General features: G+C 70.9%; 15 protein-coding genes. 7 read left to right on the top strand and 8 right to left on the bottom strand.

The window, feature by feature from the left end:
• Positions 1–118: 118 nt before the first annotated feature.
• The 6 genes from aspS (at position 119) to rsgA (ending at position 6539) form a co-directional block, all read left to right on the top strand.
• The gene (gene aspS / locus FB561_RS31520; RefSeq protein WP_145813694.1) at positions 119–1408 is read left to right on the top strand and encodes an aspartate--tRNA(Asn) ligase; all 1290 of its coding nucleotides are present in this window, start codon (positions 119–121) and stop codon (positions 1406–1408) included.
• Positions 1409–1463: 55 nt separating this feature from the next.
• Positions 1464–2723, top strand: coding sequence for an ArgE/DapE family deacylase (locus FB561_RS31515; protein WP_145813693.1), 1260 nt, complete (start codon positions 1464–1466; stop codon positions 2721–2723).
• A gap of 35 nt (positions 2724–2758) precedes the next feature.
• The gene (locus FB561_RS31510; RefSeq protein ID WP_238335243.1) at positions 2759–3502 is read left to right on the top strand and encodes a DsbA family oxidoreductase; all 744 of its coding nucleotides are present in this window, start codon (positions 2759–2761) and stop codon (positions 3500–3502) included.
• Positions 3503–3604: 102 nt separating this feature from the next.
• On the top strand, positions 3605–4195 hold the full coding sequence (locus tag FB561_RS31505) for a DoxX family protein (RefSeq protein ID WP_145813692.1): 591 nt from the start codon (positions 3605–3607) through the stop codon (positions 4193–4195).
• Positions 4196–4251: 56 nt separating this feature from the next.
• On the top strand, positions 4252–5523 hold the full coding sequence (gene aroA / locus FB561_RS31500; protein ID WP_145813691.1) for a 3-phosphoshikimate 1-carboxyvinyltransferase: 1272 nt from the start codon (positions 4252–4254) through the stop codon (positions 5521–5523).
• Positions 5523–6539 carry a ribosome small subunit-dependent GTPase A gene (gene rsgA, locus FB561_RS31495; RefSeq protein ID WP_145813690.1) on the top strand — a complete coding sequence of 339 codons (1017 nt, stop codon included), beginning with the start codon at positions 5523–5525 and terminating at the stop codon, positions 6537–6539. The genes aroA and rsgA overlap by 1 nt, the downstream gene beginning before the upstream one ends.
• Here the strand turns inward: rsgA and FB561_RS31490 are convergent.
• Entirely contained in the window at positions 6536–7030 is a 495-nt protein-coding gene (locus tag FB561_RS31490) for a DUF2231 domain-containing protein (RefSeq protein ID WP_145813689.1), read from the bottom strand. The genes rsgA and FB561_RS31490 overlap by 4 nt on opposite strands.
• Positions 7031–7197: 167 nt before the next feature.
• Between FB561_RS31490 and hisN the strand changes: the two genes are divergently transcribed.
• Positions 7198–7983 (top strand): histidinol-phosphatase, encoded by a 786-nt coding sequence (hisN, locus tag FB561_RS31485; RefSeq protein WP_145813688.1) that lies wholly within the window; start codon positions 7198–7200, stop codon positions 7981–7983.
• A 13-nt stretch (positions 7984–7996) separates the two neighbouring features.
• Here hisN and FB561_RS31480 read toward each other — a convergent pair whose 3' ends face one another.
• From FB561_RS31480 to FB561_RS31450, 7 genes are read right to left on the bottom strand one after another with little or no spacing between them, the layout of a single operon-like run.
• A complete protein-coding gene (locus tag FB561_RS31480; RefSeq protein ID WP_145813687.1) occupies positions 7997–8920 on the bottom strand; it encodes a formylglycine-generating enzyme family protein in 924 nt (307 codons plus the stop codon).
• Between the two features lie 11 nt (positions 8921–8931).
• Positions 8932–10548, bottom strand: coding sequence for an alpha-L-arabinofuranosidase C-terminal domain-containing protein (locus FB561_RS31475; protein ID WP_238335242.1), 1617 nt, complete (start codon positions 10546–10548; stop codon positions 8932–8934).
• The gene (locus FB561_RS31470; protein ID WP_145813686.1) at positions 10545–12053 is read right to left on the bottom strand and encodes a sulfatase family protein; all 1509 of its coding nucleotides are present in this window, start codon (positions 12051–12053) and stop codon (positions 10545–10547) included. Before FB561_RS31470 ends, FB561_RS31475 begins: the two co-directional genes overlap by 4 nt.
• On the bottom strand, positions 12050–12880 hold the full coding sequence (locus FB561_RS31465; RefSeq protein ID WP_145813685.1) for a carbohydrate ABC transporter permease: 831 nt from the start codon (positions 12878–12880) through the stop codon (positions 12050–12052). The genes FB561_RS31470 and FB561_RS31465 overlap by 4 nt, the downstream gene beginning before the upstream one ends.
• Positions 12877–13845 carry a carbohydrate ABC transporter permease gene (locus FB561_RS31460; RefSeq protein WP_145813684.1) on the bottom strand — a complete coding sequence of 323 codons (969 nt, stop codon included), beginning with the start codon at positions 13843–13845 and terminating at the stop codon, positions 12877–12879. The genes FB561_RS31465 and FB561_RS31460 overlap by 4 nt, the downstream gene beginning before the upstream one ends.
• Positions 13846–13858: 13 nt before the next feature.
• Entirely contained in the window at positions 13859–15349 is a 1491-nt protein-coding gene (locus FB561_RS31455; protein WP_145813683.1) for an ABC transporter substrate-binding protein, read from the bottom strand.
• Positions 15350–15374: 25 nt separating this feature from the next.
• Positions 15375–16634, bottom strand: coding sequence for an ROK family transcriptional regulator (locus FB561_RS31450; RefSeq protein WP_145813682.1), 1260 nt, complete (start codon positions 16632–16634; stop codon positions 15375–15377).
• Positions 16635–16686: the final 52 nt, after the last annotated feature.

Below are 16686 nucleotides of genomic sequence, written 5' to 3'. Positions count from 1 at the left end.
GATGCGGCAACAAGAGGCCGGGCTGGTCGCCAGTCCGGTGAAGGTGTGGTGGCACCGCGAGATTCCCCTTCGCCCACACCTCCGGGGTTCGAGTAATCCGACGGAGGTGACAACAGCGATGCGAATTCTCAACCAGGAGATCCCCTCAGCAGTGGGCCAGACCGTGACGGTGGCCGGCTGGGTCCATCGAAGACGACGACTGGCCGCGGTCAGTTTCCTCGTTCTGCGGGACCGTTCCGGCCTGAGCCAGGTCGTGGTGAAGGCGCCCGGGACCCTGGCCCAGCTGGACGGACTCGGCGAGGAGACCGTCGTCCAGGTGACCGGTACGGTCGCCGCCAACCCGCAGGCTCCCGGCGGTGCCGAGCTGGTCGACCCGGTGATCGAGGCGTTGACCGAACCGGCCCACACGCCGCCGATCGAGCTGTGGCGGCCGACCGTGAACTCCGGGCTGCCGGTGCTGCTCGACAACGCGCCGGTGACGTTGCGGCATCCCGTGGTCCGGGCCGGCTGGGAGGTCGGCGCGGCCGCACTGCACGGGTTCCGCGCGACGCTCGACGGGCTGGACTTCACCGAGATCCAGACCCCGAAGATCGTCGGTACCGCGACCGAGTCCGGCGCCAATGTGTTCGCGCTGGACTACTTCGGCGGCCCGGCCTACCTGGCCCAGTCGCCGCAGTTCTACAAGCAGACGATGGTCGGCGTGTTCGAACGCGTCTACGAGGTCGGGCCGGTGTTCCGGGCGGAGCCGCACGACACGGTCCGGCACCTCGCCGAGTACGTCTCGCTGGACGCGGAATTCGGGTTCGTCCAGGACCACCGGGACGTCCTGGCGGTCCTGCGGGACGTCATCGCCGGCATGCTCGAGGCGGTCGGGACGAGGGCGGCCGGGGCGTTGGAGCGGCTCGGCGTGGAGCTGCCCGGGATCCCCGAACAGGTCCCGGTGCTGCACTTCAGCGAGGCGCTCAAGCTGGCCGGGGCGGACCCGGACGAGCCCGACCTCTCCCCCGCCGACGAACGCGCGATCGGCGAGTGGGCCCTGCGCGAACACGGCAGCGAGTTCGTCGCGGTCGAGGGGTACCCGATGGTGAAGCGGCCGTTCTACACGCACCCGCAGCCGTCGGACCCGCGCTGGTCGAACTCGTTCGACCTGCTCTTCCGTGGGGTCGAGCTGGTCACCGGCGGCCAGCGGCTGCACCGGTACGGCGACTACGTGGCCGCGTTGCGGGCCCGGGGGGAGTCCGCGGAGGACCCGGCGTACAGCTCGTACCTGCAGGCGTTCCGGCACGGGATGCCACCGCACGGCGGGTTCGCGATCGGGCTGGAACGCTTCGTGGCCAGGCTGACCGGAGCCGAGAACGTCCGCGAGGTCGCGCTGTTCCCCCGGGACCTGCACCGGCTCACCCCGTAAGGCCGATCGCCGCCCTGGCATCGCGTGGTCCGACCGGCTGGATGATGATGTGCCCATGGCCGGTGAAGTGGAGCGCGCGGTGCTGGCGGCGATCGACGAGCCGTGGATCGTCGAGCGGTTGCGGGAGCTGGTCCGGATCCCGAGCGTGGACGGAACGGACGGCGAGACCGAGGTCCAGGCCTGGTGTGCGGACCGGCTGCGGTCGCTCGGGCTCGCCGTCGACCACTGGGAGATCGACCTGGCCCGGACCACGGCCGATCCGGACTTCCCCGGGATGGAGGTCGAGCGGACCGCGGCGTGGGGCTGTGTCGGCACGCTCGGTCCGGCCGGGACACCGGGGCTGATCCTCAACGGGCACGTCGACGTCGTCCCGCCCGGTGACCTGGCGTTGTGGCCCGACGGCGATCCGTTCGCGGCCCGGGTCAGCGACGGGATCATGTGGGGCCGCGGCAGCTGCGACATGAAGGGCGGGGTGGCCGCGATCCTCGGCGCGACCGCCGCGATCGTTGCCGCCGGCATCACTCTGCGCCGGCCGCTCGCGGTGCACACCGTGGTCGGCGAGGAGGACGGCGGACTCGGTACGTTCGCGACGCTGCGACGCGGACACACCGGCGCGGCCTGCGTGATCGCGGAACCGACCGCGGGCGGCGTGATCCCGGCGAACGCGGGCTCGCTCACCTTCCGGCTGGAGCTGAGCGGGCTGGCCACCCACGGGTCGACCCGGACCCGGGGTGTCAGCGCGATCGAGAAGTTCGAGCCGGTCCACGCCGCCCTGCGCGCGTTGGAGGCCGACCGGAACCGCGATCCGCATCCGCTGCTCCAGCACCTCGACCTGGCGAACCCGTTGTCCATCGGCACGATCCGCGCGGGCGACTGGGCCAGTACCGTGCCCGACCTGCTGGTTGCCGAGGGCCGGTACGGCGTCCGGCTGGGCGAGCCGGTCGAGGAGGCGCGCGAGGTGTTCGAGCAGACGGTCGCCGAGGCGTGCGCCAAGGACGACTGGCTGCGCGATCACCCGGTGCAGGTCACCTGGCCCGGTGGGGTGTTCGCGTCCGGGCTGCTCCCGGAAGGCGACCCGTTGCTCGGCGACACGTTGCGGGCGGCCACCGATGCGGGGACGACCGTCGTCCCCGAGGTGAAGGGCGGGCCGTACGGGTCGGACCTGCGGCAGTACGCCGCGGCCGGGGTACCGACGCTGCAGTACGGTCCGGGCGACGTGCGGTACGCGCACGCCACCGACGAGCACGTGGCGTTGAGTGAGGTACTGCACTGCGCCCGGGCGTACGCGCTGCTCGCTGTCCGCCGTTGTAGTTGAGCGCGGGAATACCTCTGCCGGCCTAGCGGTTGCCGATGAGCATGCGCATCGATATCTGGTCCGACGTCGTCTGCCCCTGGTGCTACATCGGCAAGCGCCGGCTCGAACAGGCCCTGGCCGAGTCCGGTGACAACGCCGGTGAGAAGGCCGAGATCGTCTGGCACAGCTTCCAGCTCGACCCGTCGGCGACCAACGACGACCCGCGCGACCTGGCCACCCGGCTCGGCGAGAAGTTCGGTGGCGGTCGCGAGTTCGGGCTGCAGGCGAACGAGCGGGTCACCGCCGTCGCCGCCGAGGACGGCCTGGACTTCCGGCTCGAGGACGCGAAGGCGGCCAATACCGTCGACGCGCACCGACTGCTCCACCTGGCCCGCGAGCTCGGCGCGTCCGGTGACCTTCCGGCCGACACCCAGGGCCGGTTGAAGGAGCGCCTCCTGAAGGCGTACTTCACCGAGGGCCTCCCGGTCGGCGACCACGCCACCCTGACCCGGCTCGCGACCGAGACCGGTCTCCCCGAGGACCGCGTCACCGCGGTACTGGCGGGCACGCAGTACGCGGACGAGGTGGCGACCGACCAGGCCCAGGCCCTCGCGTACGGCGCGAACGGGGTGCCGTTCTTCGTGATCGACGACAAGTACGGGGTGAGCGGCGCGCAGCCGGTCGAGGTGTTCGCCGAGGCGCTCCGCCGGGCGAACGCGGACCGCAAGCCGGTCACCCTGATCAGCCCGGACGGCGCAGGCGACGGTGACGCCTGCGGCCCGGACGGCTGCCCGATCTGAGCCGTCCACTCACCCGGAGTGACTGCCGGGTTGGGCGGTGGGTACAAGACACACGGGCACACGGTGCCCCCGTGGGTTTGCCGAACGAGGTATGAAGGAGCCATGACTGTCGTGCGCGCACTGGCCAGGCCGCTGCTGTCCACCATTTTCATCGTTCAGGGCGCCAACGCGATCCGGAACCCGGAGCCGCTGGTGCCGAAGGCGCAGCCTGTCGCGGACCGGCTGGTGCCGCTGGCGAAGCGGGTCGCGCCGCCCCAGGTCGGCGACCGGATCCCGGAGACCACGGCGAACCTGGTCCGGCTGAACGGCGCCGCCCAGGTCCTCGGTGGGGTCGCGCTGGCGTCCGGCAAGGGCCGCCGCCTCGGCGCGCTCGTGCTCGCCGCGACGCTGGTCCCGACCACCGCCGCCGGGCACCCGTTCTGGCAGGAGAAGGACAAGGAAGCGCGGGCGATGCACAAGGTCCAGTTCATGAAGAACCTGGGCCTGTTCGGCGGGCTGCTGCTGGCCGCGGTCGACACCGAGGGGCAGCCGGGCCTGGCCTGGCGTGCCCAGCACGGTGCCCGGGCCGCGAAGCGGGAGGCCAAGCGCACCACCAAGCTGGCCAAGCGCGAGGCCAAGCAGTTCACCAAGACGGCCCGCCGCGAGGCCAAGCTGGCGGCGCGCGCGGCCCGGGCCGAACTCCCGATCGGCTGACGCTGCGTCCCTGCCCGATAGGCTCAGGCTGAGATCGTCCGAGCTGAGGGAGTGAGATGGGGACGTCAGAGGGCTGGCCGGCACCGCGTCCGGAGGGTGCCGTCACCGGGCGGGTCACCGTGCCCGGGTCCAAGTCGATCAGCAACCGCGCGCTGATCCTGGCCGCCATCGCCGACGGTCCATCCACGCTGTCCGGCCTGCTGGCCGCCCGGGACACCGCGCTGATGCGGTCCGCGCTCGTCTCGCTCGGCGTCGGCATCACCGAGCGGGACGGCCTGGTGACGGTCACCCCTGGTTCGCTCAAGGGCCCGGCCGCCGTCGACTGCGGACTGGCCGGCACCGTGATGCGGTTCGTCCCGCCGGTCGCCGCGCTGGCCGACGGCGTGGTCGCGTTCGACGGCGACCCGTACGCGCGGGAGCGGCCGATGGACGTCATCCTCGGCGCGTTGCGCACCCTCGGCGTCGACATCGACGACCAGGGCACCGGCCGGATGCCGTACTCCGTGAACGGCGCGGGCTCGGTCCGTGGTGGCAAGGTCACCCTGGACGCGTCCGGGTCGAGCCAGTTCGTCTCCGCGTTGCTGCTGGCCGGCGCCCGGTACGACGAGGGCGTGGACCTGCGGCACGACGGCAAGCCGGTCCCGTCCCAGCCGCACCTGGACATGTCGGTCGCGATGCTGCGCGAACGCGGCGTCCACGTCGACGACAGCGAGCCGAACCGGTGGGTCGTTGCTCCTGGCCCCATTCAGGCCCGGGACACCGCGATCGAGCCGGATCTGTCCAACGCGGCACCGTTCCTGGCCGCGGCGGTCGTCACCGGTGGCGAGGTCACGGTGACCGGGTGGCCGACGGCAACGACCCAGCCGGGTGGGCAACTGCCCGAGATCTTCACCCGGTTCGGCGCGGACGTGACGCTCACCGACGACGGGCTGACCGTTCGCGGCAAGGGCCGGATCGCCGCGGTCGACCTGGACCTGAGCGAGGTGGGCGAGCTGACCCCGGTGATCACCGCGATCGCAGTGCTCGCCGACGGCCCGTCGTACCTGCGTGGCATCGCCCATCTGCGCAACCACGAGACCGACCGGCTGGCCGCGCTGGAGCAGGAGTTGACCGCGCTCGGCGGAGACGTGAACCAGACCCCGGACGGCCTGGAGATCCGGCCGAAGCCCTTGCACGGTGGGCTGTTCGGCACGTACCACGACCACCGGATGGCGCACGCCGCCGCGGTCGTCGGGCTCGCCGTCGACGGGGTCGCGATCGAGAACATCGGCACCACCGCGAAGACCCTGCCGGAGTTCCCCGAGCTGTGGACCGGCCTGGTCGGCTGATGTCGCGGTACGACGAGGACGCCAAGTACGAGCGCCCGAAGCGCCGGACCCGGCCGCGGACCAAGGACCGGCCGTCGTACGACGACGCGGTGACCGGGTTCGTGATCACCCGGGACCGCGGCCGGTACACCACCTGGGTGGACGACGACGCCGAGGACGGCCGGCTGGTCACCGCGATGAAGGCTCGGCAGCTCGGGCGCAAGGGCGTCATCGTCGGCGACCTGGTCAAGCTGGACGGCGACGCCAGCGGGGACGAGGGCACGCTCGCGCGGATCGTCGAGGTGCTGCCCCGGGAGACATTGCTGCGCCGCTCGGCCGACGACGACGACCCGGTCGAGCGCCCGTTGGTGGCGAACGCGGAGCAGCTCGTCATCGTGGTCGCAGTGGCCAACCCGGAGCCGCGGACCCGGCTGATCGACCGGTTCCTGGTCGCGGCGTACGACGCGGGGATGCGGCCGTTGCTCTGTCTGACCAAGACCGATCTGGCCGACCCGGAGCCGCTGCTGTCGACGTACCGGCCGTTGGGCGTGGAGTCGGTCGCGACCCACCAAGGCGGGGACCTGAGCGCGCTGCGGGAGCAGTTGCAGGATCGGACGAGCGTGCTGGTCGGTCACTCCGGCGTCGGCAAGTCCACGTTGGTGAACGCGCTCGTCCCCGGCGCCGACCGCGCGATCGGGGTCGTCAACGATGTCACCGGACGCGGCCGGCACACGTCGACCAGCGCCCTGGTCCTTCGGATGCCTGACGGCGGATGGATCGTCGACACCCCGGGGATCCGGTCGTTCGGGCTCGCGCACGTGCAGCCGGACCAGCTGATCAACGCGTTCCCCGACCTGGCCGCCGAGGTGATCGACTGCCCGCGCGGCTGCACGCACGCCGAGACGGAACCGGACTGCGCGCTCGACGACGCGGTCGAGTCCGGCCGGGTGGAGGCGGAGCGGGTCGCCTCGTTCCGCCGGCTGCTGGCCAGCCGCGAGGGCCGCGCCGAGCAGAACTGGTCGCCCGAGCAGGCCTAGTTGGGTGGCAGCCGGCCGTCCCAGACCGCCTTCGCGCCGGAGTCGCCGGTACGGATGGTCTGGTAGACCACCAGCACGCCGATCACGACGACCGCGGCGCTGACCACCCACTCGAGCGGCTTGCTCCGGGCCGCCCGGGCGCCTTGGCCGGTCGCGAGCGCGGACGGTCCGCTGAGGACGAAGACGGCCACCACGACCAGGACGGCGAACGCGAGCACGAACCAGAACAGCAGGTTGCCGCGCTTCTGGTGCTCGGCGACGAGCTGCTGGAGTTCCGGGATCGCGGCAACGAAGGCCTTGCCGCTCTGCCGCGCCACGAAGCCCACCACCAGCGCGCCCAGCCCGAGCAGCAGGACCGGCCAGCGCAGCAGCCAGCGCCACTTCGGGACGAGCGCGAACACGATCGCGGTGAGCGCCGCCACCGGCAGCAGCACCACCGCGGCGTGGATCACCAGCACGTGAAGGGGAAGATCACCGAACCGCTCGAACATCACGCCTCCTGCAGCCCGTCTGTGGGGTACTGCCTGACACTAACTGCACGTTCAATCACCACGGATGGTTCAATTCGAGCCGCAACCGACCCGCAACCTTGGCCGGCGCGGCGCGACTTGGGTGGACCGGGCGGACGCGGCACCCTTTGCGCGGGTAGCCTTCCGGCATGCCTTCGCACACCGACGACCTCCGGCTCGCGCACATCCTGGCCGACGACGCGGACTCCATCGCGATGGACCGGTACAAGGCGCAGGACCTGCATGTGGCGACCAAGCCGGACATGACGCCGGTGAGCGAGTCCGACAAGAAGGTCGAGGACGTGATGCGCCGGACGCTGTCCCGGGCCCGGCCGCGGGACGCGTTCGTCGGCGAGGAGGAGGGCACCACCGGCTGGAGCGCGCGCCGCTGGGTGGTCGACCCGATCGACGGCACCAAGAACTACATCCGCGGCGTCCCGGTCTGGGCGACGCTGATCAGCCTGATGATCGAGGACCAGGTCGTCGTCGGCGTCGTCAGCGCACCTGCCCTCGGCCGCCGCTGGTGGGCGTCGTACGGCGACGGCGCGTGGACCGGCCGCGCGTTGATGTCGGCCCAGCCGTGCCGGGTCAGCGACGTCGCGAAGCTGGACGACGCGTCCCTGTCGTACTCCTCGCTGACCGGCTGGGAGAAGCTCGGCAAGAAGGACCAGTGGGCCGGCCTGATGGACGCCTGCTGGCGGACCAGGGCGTACGGCGACTTCTGGTCGTACATGCTGGTCGCCGAGGGCGCCGTCGACATCGCCGCCGAGCCCGAGCTCAACCTGTACGACATGGCCGCGCTGGCCGTCATCGTCGAGGAGGCCGGCGGCCGCTTCACCTCGGTCGACGGTGAGCCGGGCCCGAACGGCCCGAACGCGGTCGCCACCAACGGCCGGCTGCACGACGAGGTCCTGGCCCGCCTCGCCGACAGCTGACCTACCAGGTCGTCTACCAGGCGATCCGGAAGCCCTGGTTCCCCGAGCTGCTGGTCGGTTCGTTGCTGGAGCGTGCGGCCACCCGGTAGCGGTTGCAGTACGAGTGGTGGCACAGGTACGAGCCGCCGCGCATCACCCGGTTCTCGCCGCGGCGGGGACCGGTCGGGTTGTGCCGGGGGCCGGTGTGGTCGGTGGACCACCAGTCCGCGGTCCACTCCCACACGTTGCCGACCACCTCGTACAGGCCGAAGGCGTTCGGCGGGTACGTGCGGACCGGCGCCGTCCCGCGGTGGCCGTCGTCGAGCGTGTTCTTGGTGGGGAACGTGCCCTGCCAGATGTTGCACCGGTGGTCGCCGTCCGGGGTGAGCTCGTCGCCCCACGGGAAGCGGGCCTGGTCGAGTCCGCCGCGGGCCGCTCGCTCCCACTCGGCCTCGGTCGGGAGGCGGCCACCGGCCCAGGTACAGAAGGCCACCGCGTCCGCCCACGAGACGTGCACGACCGGGTGGTCCTCCCGCCCGCTCAGGTCGGACTGCGGACCCTCCGGGTGGTTCCACAGCGCGCCCTCGACACCGCACCACCACGGCGTCGACTCGGGTCGTTGGCTGACCTTGCGGATCGCGGCGGGCAGGAAGCCGGCGAAGACGAAGCTCCAGCCGAACCGCTCCGCCTCTGTCACGTACTGCGTGTCCTCGACGAACGCGGCGTACTGCGCGTTGGTGACCGAGGTGACCCCGAGCTCGAAGGCGTCGAGGCTGATCTCGCGGACGGGTCCCTCCCCGTCGGCCGGGAACCCGTCCGCGTCGTCCGTGCCCATCCGGAAGGTGCCGGCCTCGATCCGTACCCGCGGGATCTCGACGCCACCCGTCGAGGCGGCGATGGTCACCGGCTCCGGGGTGGTCCCGGCGCCGGCGCGTGCGGGAGCGCAGCAGCCCTCCATGGACGAACCTCCTACAGGTCGAACGACAACAACGTGATGCTGTGCGGCGGGAACTCGTACGCCGCCTCCGCCAACTCGACCACACCACGATCCCGCAGCGCCACCCGGTCCGGGGCACTGAGGCTGTTCGAGGCGAGCACGTCGTCCACGTCGGCGCCGAGATCCCGGACCGCGGCCCGCGTCGGCAGGGCTTCCGCACGCCCGTCGAGGGACAGCTCCGCACGAACCGCGTCCGTACGGTGCCGGTTGATCACCGCGAGCCGCAGGGACTTGCCGTCCTCGGTCTGCGTCGCGGACACGTCCAGGTCGGGCACAGTCGCATTGCGTACCTGGAAGCCGCCCTGGTGGTCCCGGTCGTCGCCCTGGCGTACCGAGGCCAGCCGCGCCGAGGACCGTACGTCCGCGGTCAACGCCACCGGGCCGAGGTGGTTCTGGTACAGGTCCCACACGTGGTACGTCACCGCCCGCACCGCTCCATCCGGACGGGCGACCACGACACCGTTGGCGTTCAGCAGGTTCACCGTGTTCGCCATGGTGACCGGGACGTCGTTCCCACTCGCCCGGTGCATCGCGTGGAACACCCCGGCGTAGAACAGCGCGTCCGCGAGGGTCCGCGGGTCCCACCGGTTCACCCGGTGACACTTGTCGGTCGGGAGGCCGTCCACGTCCCGCTCGATCGTGCCGCCGTCGTTGGACGCCTCGGGAGCCGGCCAGCTGTTCGGTTCGACGTGCCGGATGTTCCACTCGTCCAGGGCCAGGCCGAGCGGCCGCTTGACCCCGTGCTTCGCGGCCAGCTCCGCCACGTATGCGGAGTACTGGGCGATTTCCTGCTCGAAGTACAGCGACTGCGCAACGATCGCCTCGTACTCCGCGTCGCCGTCCACGGACTGCGTGGTCGCGCCGTAGAGGTGGAACGACAAGTACTCCAGCTGGTCGCCGACCGCCTTCAGCACCTCCTCGGTCCAGCCCTGCCGGTCGTCGGTCAGCCCGACCCCGATGAACTTCAGCGACGGGTCCACGGACCGCATGAACCGCGCGTGCTCGGTCGCGTCGGCGGCGTACGCGGCGGCGCTGCGATAGCCCATCTGCCAGCGCCCGTACACCTCGTTGCCCAGGCCCCAGTACTTCACCCCGTACGGGTCGGGGTGCCCGTTGGCGGCGCGCTGCCGGGTGTACTCGGTGTCGCCGCCGTAGTTCGTGTACTCGACCCAGCGCACCGCCTCGTCCACGTCCCGGCAGCTGTGCGCGAGGTACGGCTCGGTGCCGACCTCGGCGCACCAGGCGAGGAACTCGTCGGTGCCGAAGTGGTTGCTCTCCTCCTCGCCCCAGGCCAGCTCGAGCCGGCGCGGGCGGCGCTCCCGCGGACCGACGCCGTCCTCCCAGTGGTACGGCGAGGTGAAGTTGCCGCCCGGCCAGCGGACGATCGGCAGCCCGAGTTCGCGGCAGAGCTTGGCGACGTCGCGGCGCAGCCCGTTGCGCGCGCCGGGATCGTCGAAGGACAGGGCGGACCCCTCGTCGAAGACGCCGCCGTCGATGTTGCCGAAGAAGGCGGACTCCAGGAAGTGCCCGTAGATCATCGGGTCGATGCTGCTGCGGTGGTTCCGGCGGATGTCGATGGTGGCGGTCACGGGTGCGAACTCTCCTTGTCCAGCGCGCTCAGCGTGGTGTCGTAGGTCTTCGCGCCGACTTCGAACATCGACGTCATCCAGTGGTAGAAGTTGTCGCCGCGGTCCCGCAGGATCGCGTACAACCGGCCCATCAGCTCCCGGCGGACCTCGGCCAGCTCGGGGTGCTCGTACCGGTTCTGCAGCTCGTGCGGATCCAGCCGCAGGTCGTACAGCTCGTTCCGGTCGGCGGGGTTGACGACCAGCTTGTACCGGTCGGTGCGGATCATCCGTTGCGGGTACGGGAAGTGGTGCCCGTGGAACTCCGCGGTCACCTCGGCCGGCCAGTCCCCCGGCCGCTCCCCCGCGACCAGCGGCAGCAACGACCGGCCCTGGTAGTACTCCGGGACGTCCAGCCCGGCGAGTTCCAGGAAGGTCGGGGTGAGGTCGGTCAGAGTCACGAACCCGTCCTCGACCACACCGGCCGGCGACCCCGGAACCTTGGCCAGGAAGGGGATCCGGTAGATGTCGTCGTACATCGCCGGGCCCTTGTCGTGCAGCCGGTGCGACCCGGTGAACTCCCCGTGGTCGGCGGTGAAGAACACCGCGGTGTCGTCGGCCAGGCCGAGCTCGTCGACGACTGCGAGGACCCGGCCGATCTGCTCGTCGATCAGGGTCACGTAGCCCCAGTACGCCGCGATCAGCTCGCGCCAGCGGTCCGGGCCGACGCTGTCGAAGGTCCAGTGCGACGAGTAGTGCTGCTGGACCTTCGGCTTGTCCGCGAACGTCTCCGCGACCGACACCGGCAGCTCGATCTCGTCCGGGTCGTACATCCGGTAGTACGACTCGGGCAGCAGGTACGGCAGGTGCGGCCCGAACCAGTTGCAGGTCAGGTAGAACGGCCGGCCGTCCTCGGCGTACGCGCGCAGCCGCTCGATCGTCCGCTCGGCCAGGAAGTACTCGAACGTCGCCTCCACCGGCTGGTCCAGGATGCCGCCGAGAAGGTTGCCGGGTTCCCCGTTCGCGAACGTGCCGCGGACCGGCGAGCGTACCTCGAAGGGCGGGTACCCGTGCTCCGCGAGGTACTGCAGGTAGTCCGGGTGGTCGACCGCGTTGCCCCAGCCGGCGTAGTGCTCGCCGTCGTACCCGAAGTCCCGCGGCCCCTTCACCTTGCCGACGTGCCACTTCCCGACATGGCCGAGCTGGTACCCGGCCGCGCCGAGGTACCGGGAGAACGGCGGGTACTCGTCCTCGTCCAGCTCCTCGCGGTACCCGACGTTGCGCTCGTAGTTGGCCAGCAGCGTGTGCTGGTACGGCAGGACCCCGGTCTGGAGCGTCGCCCGGGACGGCGTGCAGATGGCGGTCGGGGTGAAACCGTGGGTGAATCGGGTGCCGCCGGCGGCGAGGGCGTCCAGGTTCGGCGTCCGGCACACCTGGTTGCCGTAGCAGCCCAGGGTGTCCAGCCGGTGCTGGTCCGTCATCAACAGCAGGATGTTCGAGGGCACCACGTCTCCAGTCGTAGGGGTCATTGCTTCACCGCGCCGGCCAGGCTCTCGACGAACTGCCGCTGCAGCACGACGAACACCGCGACCACCGGCGCCAGCGACAGCACCGCGGCCGCCGCCATCCCGGCCCAGTCGGTGTCGTTCTCGCCGACGAACGCGGACATGCCGACCGCGAGCGTGCGCAGGTCCGGGTGGCTGAGGGTGAACACCAGCGGCAGCAGGTACGCGTTCCAGGCGGCCAGGAACTGCAGGATGAACACGCTCACCGTGATCGGCTTGGCCAGCGGCAGCATGATCCGGAAGAAGATCGTCAGCGGCCCGGCGCCGTCCATCCGGGCCGACTCCTCCAGGTCCTTCGGGATGGTCCGGAAGAACCCGGCGTACAGCAGCGTCGCCGCCGCGTGACCGCCGGCGCCGAGACCGAGGATCACGCCGAGATGCGAGTTCAGCAGGCCGAACATGTCGGTCAGCTGGGTGACCGGGATGATCGTGTACCCCTCGGGCAGGAAGAAGGTGACCAGGAAGATCCCGATCAGCACCTTCTTGCCGACGAAGTCGTACCGGCCGAGCACGTACCCGGCGAGCGCGCTGCGCAGGATCACCAGCGCCACCGTGCCGAAGGTGATCAGCACCGTGTTCAGCATGTAGGAGGAGAACCCGACCTCGGACCAGGCCCGGCTGTAGTTCTCCCAGACCGGTGCCTCGGGCAACAGGTCGAGCCCCTTGCCGAAGATCTCCGGGTTGGTCTTCAGCGAGCCGGAGACCAGCCACAGGAACGGGTAGATCCACACCGCGCAGAGCAGCGCGAGCCCGGTACCGATCAGCCAGCGGGAACTTCTGGTCGCGGTCATGGCATCGCCTTCCGGGCCGCCCGGATGCCGACCGCCTGGCCGACCGCGAGCACCATCGTGAGCAGGCCGAACAGCACGGCGGCCGCGGACGCGTAGCCCAGCTGCGGCACGGTCGCACCGAACGCGGTCCGGTAGATGTACACCTCGACCACCTCGGACGAGAACGCGGGCCCACCGCCGGTCAGCGTCACCACCAGGTCGAACACGTTCAGCGCCCCGACCATGTCGATCAGCGTGATCACCACCAGGAACGGCAGCAGCAGCGGCAACGTCACATACCGGAACTCCTTCCAGTTCCCGGCCCCGTCCATCCGGGCGGCCTCGTAGAGCTCGTTCGGGATCGTCTGCAGCGCGGCCAGCCAGTAGATCAGCGTGATCCCCAGCCACTTCCACACCCAGACGCCGATCACGCTGTACAGCGACAACCCGGACGAGCCGAGGAAGTCCACCGGGCTGTCCACCAGCGACGACTTCACCAGCGCCAGGTTGACCGGGCCGCCGGCGTCCAGGATCAACGTGAACACGATCCCGACGATCGCCCCGGTCGTCACCACCGGCAGGAACAGCAGGGTCCGGAACAGTCCGCGGAACGGCGTGGACCTCCGGTTCAGCACGATCGCGAGCAGCAGCGCCAGGCCGACCCGGAGCGGCACCGCGAGGGCCAGGAACACCATCGAGTTCACGAAGGAGTTCCAGAACAGGTCGTCGGCCCAGAGCAGCTCGAAGTTCGCCAGCCCGATGAACGTGCCCCGGTCCGAGAAGCCGGGCCAGTCCAGGAACGCGTACCACCAGCTCGCCACCAGCGGGTACACGGTGTAGAGCCCGTACCCGACCACGGTCGGCAACAGGAACAGGTAGATCCACCAGTCGTCCCGCATCCGCTTCCAGACCGGGCGTTTCGGCGGTCCGGACGAACGGGCGGGCGGCTTCCGCGGCCGGGGTGGCGCGGTCGTCGTCGCGGTCACTTGGCTTCCCCCGTCACTTGTACGAGGACTGGGTATAGTCCTGGCCGGGCTGCCAGTTGTCGAACACCCAGTCGGCGTCGCTCACCTCGGCGCCCTTCTTCTTGGCCGCGTCGATCGCGCGCTTCCGCTCGGCGGTCGCCTTGTCGGCGTACTGCTTCAGGGCCGCCTTGTAGTCCTTCGTCGACCCGGTGAGCACGGCCTGGACGATCTCGCCCGGGCTCGGGTGCACGTCCCGCATCTCGGCCAGCACCTTGGCGACCCCGGCGTTGCGGACCTCCGGAACCGGGGCGATCCGCACGTCCTGCTGGAAGAACTCGACGTTCTTCCGGTACGCCGGGTGCACCTCGGCCTTGGCCACCGCGTCGGTCAGGATCGGCGGCTGGTCCATCCGGGTGGCCAGCTGGGCGGCGAACTCGGGCGTCGTCATCCGTGCCATCACGTCGGCCGCGACCTTCGGGTTCTTGGCCTGGTCGGACACGAAGAACGAGCCCGGCGACGGGGACACGTACACGATGCCGCGCTGCGCGGTCGGGGCCGGGATCTGCCAGGCCGAGATCCCGCGCTTGACCGCGGGCGACTCCTCGACCATCAGCCCACCGATGAACCACGGACCCCATGCGAACAAGGCGGCCTCTCCGGCGGCCCACCGCGCCCGGGCGTCCCGCGGTCCGAGGGAGGACGACGCGGGGTGCAGTACGCCGTCCTTCTGCAGGGCGAGCAGGAACTCCATCGCCTCGAAGAAGGGGTCGGTGGCAACGATCGTCTCGCCGGTCTTCCAGTCCGTCTGCCCGGGAGCACCGGCCATCTGGGCGAACGCGTTGAGCTTGCCGGCCAGGTAGTCGGTGTCCTTCATCGGCAGCAGCAGGCCGTGCACCGAGTCGGGTGTCTTCTGGTCGATGGTGCGGATCGCGGCCCGGTACTCGTCCCAGGTCTTCGGCGACTGCTCCGGGTCCAGGCCGGCCCGCTTGACCAGCGCGGTGTTCACCCAGGTGGTCGAGTCGTGCCAGTTCCCGCTGAACACCGGGAACGTGTACACCTTGCCGTCGAACCGGTGGATCCCGTCGTACAGATAGTCCTTGAGCGGGTTGTTCGCCAGGTCGATCAGGTCGTCGAGCGGCTGGAACCAGCCGTTGGTGACCAGGGCCGCGGCGCTGCCGCCGAGTCCGGCGGTCGAGTGCACGTCGGGCAACTGGTTGCTCCGTCGCGCCAGTTGCAGGGCCTGGCCGAGGTCGGCCGGATCGAGCTGGCGGCGTTGCAGGGTGACGTTGCCGTGGTCCTTCTTGTACTCGACGAACAGCTTCTTCTCGAACAGCTCGGTCAGCGGCCGGTAGTGGTCCCACCAGGTGACCGTCACCGGACCGGCGGCCGAGTCGCTCGGGTCGGCGCCGGCGCTCTGGCTGCTCTCGCCGCTACCGGTGCAGGCGCTCAGCAACGGGATGCCGAGGGCGACGCCGCCCGCGGTCCGCAGGAAGGCGCGACGGGACGTCGGGGATGTGTTGCTCATGGCGAGTGCCTCCTCAGGGCAGGGCTCAGCCGAGGTCGTGGAACCGCGCCCCGGAAGCGGGGTCGGCGGGAGCGGCCGGGTAACCGGCCAGCAGGGCGGAGCGGCGCAGGACGAGGGCGATACCGCCGCGCGCCGCGTCGTCGTGGCCAAGCGTGGCGGGGGTGATCTCCAGCCCGCGCCGGACCTGGCTGTGGGTGTGCTTGCGGACGGTGTCGCGGACCGGGTCGAGCAGTACGTCGCCTGCCGCCGCGAGCTCCCCGCCGATCACCACCATCTCGGGGTTGACGGTGTTGCAGGCGGCGGCGAGCACGGTACCGATCCGCTCGCCCGCCCGCGCGATGACCGAGCGGACCGCCTCGTCACCGTCCTCGAGCCGGCGCAGGACCTCGTCGAACTGGCGGAAACCGCACTCCTCGAGCACGGCACCGAGCGAGACGTACCGCTCCAGACAGCCGCGACCGCCGCAGGGGCACGGCGGCCATTCGGGATCGACGCTGACGTGGCCGAGCTCGCCGGCCGCGCCACCCGCCCCGGAGAACAGGTGGCCGCCGAGCACCAGCCCACTGCCGACGCCGTACGACAGCCGCAGGTAGAGCACGTTCTGCAGGCCCGCGGCGGCACCCCAGATGGCCTCGCCGAGCGCGGCCAGCCGGGTGTTGTTGTCCACGTAGACCGGCACGTCGAACCGCTCGGCCAGCCCGTCGTGGACCAGCCGGCTCCGTGCCGCTCTGCTGTGGGTCTTGCTCTGCTTGCCCTGGGCCCGTGTTGGCGAGTCCTCGGGAGTGGCCGGGTGGCCGCCGGTCTCGGGGACCGGGCCGACGACCCCGACGCCCACACCCGCCAACGCCTTCAGGGACAGGGAGTTGGCGGCGGCGAGCGACTCGACCAGCTCGCTCGCCAGCTCGATCCTGCGCGCCCACGGGGTGCGCTCGGAACAGGCGATCCCGGTCGACGCGACGATCTCGTGCGCGACGTTGGCGACGGTGACCTGGACGGCCCGGTGCTGCAGGTCCATCCCGACGGCCAGGCCGCCGCCCGGGTTCAGGGTCAGCACCGTGACCGGACGGCCGCGGCCGCGACTCGCCCCCTCCTCGGCGCCGGTCTCGGTCAGCGCCTGACCGGCCAGCAGGTGCTGGACGATCGACGACAACGTGGCCCGGGACAACCCGGTCTGCTCGGCGAGCTGGGCGCGGGTCATCGCACCCTGGGTCCGCAGCACGGCCAGCACCCGCTCCTCGTGGGTTTCACGGAGCAGACGCAGGGGTCCGGCGGTGTCCTTGGCCATGGCAGGACTCTCGGCGTCCGGCCGGGTTTCTGTCAAGACCCCGGAATTAATC

Source organism: Kribbella amoyensis (genome assembly GCF_007828865.1).
In the GTDB taxonomy this organism is placed as follows: domain Bacteria; phylum Actinomycetota; class Actinomycetes; order Propionibacteriales; family Kribbellaceae; genus Kribbella; species Kribbella amoyensis.
This window is presented reverse-complemented; position numbering and strand designations above follow the sequence as displayed.

Excerpts from the sequence above, each read along its gene's own strand:
- aspS (WP_145813694.1), top strand. The coding sequence starts at position 119 with ATGCGAATTCTCAACCAGGAGATCCCCTCAGCAGTGGGCCAGACCGTG.
- FB561_RS31515 (WP_145813693.1), top strand. The coding sequence starts at position 1,464 with ATGGCCGGTGAAGTGGAGCGCGCGGTGCTGGCGGCGATCGACGAGCCG.
- FB561_RS31510 (WP_238335243.1), top strand. The coding sequence starts at position 2,759 with ATGAGCATGCGCATCGATATCTGGTCCGACGTCGTCTGCCCCTGGTGC.
- FB561_RS31505 (WP_145813692.1), top strand. The coding sequence starts at position 3,605 with ATGACTGTCGTGCGCGCACTGGCCAGGCCGCTGCTGTCCACCATTTTC.
- aroA (WP_145813691.1), top strand. The coding sequence starts at position 4,252 with ATGGGGACGTCAGAGGGCTGGCCGGCACCGCGTCCGGAGGGTGCCGTC.
- rsgA (WP_145813690.1), top strand. The coding sequence starts at position 5,523 with ATGTCGCGGTACGACGAGGACGCCAAGTACGAGCGCCCGAAGCGCCGG.
- FB561_RS31490 (WP_145813689.1), bottom strand. The coding sequence starts at position 7,030 with ATGTTCGAGCGGTTCGGTGATCTTCCCCTTCACGTGCTGGTGATCCAC.
- hisN (WP_145813688.1), top strand. The coding sequence starts at position 7,198 with ATGCCTTCGCACACCGACGACCTCCGGCTCGCGCACATCCTGGCCGAC.
- FB561_RS31480 (WP_145813687.1), bottom strand. The coding sequence starts at position 8,920 with ATGGAGGGCTGCTGCGCTCCCGCACGCGCCGGCGCCGGGACCACCCCG.
- FB561_RS31470 (WP_145813686.1), bottom strand. The coding sequence starts at position 12,053 with ATGACCCCTACGACTGGAGACGTGGTGCCCTCGAACATCCTGCTGTTG.
- FB561_RS31465 (WP_145813685.1), bottom strand. The coding sequence starts at position 12,880 with ATGACCGCGACCAGAAGTTCCCGCTGGCTGATCGGTACCGGGCTCGCG.
- FB561_RS31455 (WP_145813683.1), bottom strand. The coding sequence starts at position 15,349 with ATGAGCAACACATCCCCGACGTCCCGTCGCGCCTTCCTGCGGACCGCG.
- FB561_RS31450 (WP_145813682.1), bottom strand. The coding sequence starts at position 16,634 with ATGGCCAAGGACACCGCCGGACCCCTGCGTCTGCTCCGTGAAACCCAC.